This window comes from Peribacillus sp. P4_C12, assembly GCF_056402095.1.
The window spans coordinates 1-764 of the sequence record NZ_JBFUIB010001058.1 but is presented as its reverse complement, the minus strand read 5'-3'; the positions used below and the strand labels follow the sequence as shown (position 1 = coordinate 764).

Sequence of the window (764 nt, the reverse complement as noted above, 5' to 3'; positions counted from 1 at the left end):
CCATCACAGATGGAGTTCTTTTTATTCGTTTTCGTTGTATACCGGGTTTAGTTAACACTACTTATATAACTTCACTATTCGGGGAATCATGTAAAATATGTATTTGTAATGGTTTCACAGTGGATACTACCGTTCGATTGGATTCTTATTCTCATCAAGGGTAAAGCCTTCACCTAATACGTCATGCACTTCACTTACAGATACAAAAGCATGAGGGTCCACTGAAGTGATGGCATTTTTCAAGCGAACGAGCTCATTTTTACCTACAACACAATATAGAACTTCTCGATCAGTTCTTGTATATGATCCATACCCTCTTAAGACTGTTACTCCCCGCTCCATATCTTTCATGATTTTATCAGCAATTTCCTCATTTTTCTCCCTGATAATCATTGCTCCTCTAGCCGCATAGGCTCCTTCCTGCATAAAGTCGATAACCCGCGCACCGATGAATACCGCCACTAGGGTATACATCGCTTCCCTGTAATCCAAGTAGGTGAGAATGGATAGGCCAATAACAACGGCATCAAAAATAAACATGGTCCGGCCCATGCCCATTCCTAAATAACGATGGGCAAATCGGGCAATAATATCAACGCCGCCAGTTGTCCCGCCATAACGGAAGATGATACCTAGCCCAACACCAACAAAGACCCCGGCAAACAATGCCACCAGCATCAAATCATTCCCGAGATTTATTTCGATTTGATATCTTTCGAATACCCATAGCCAAACGGATAAACCAACTGTTCCAATGATTGTAT

General features: G+C 41.8%; 1 protein-coding gene. It reads right to left on the bottom strand.

Going from position 1 to position 764, the window contains the following annotated elements:
• Nucleotides 1-126: 126 nt before the first annotated feature.
• Nucleotides 127-764, bottom strand: a 638-nt coding sequence (locus tag AC1DUW_RS31265; RefSeq protein WP_477644504.1) for a YitT family protein, incomplete at its 5' end; no start/stop codon positions are given.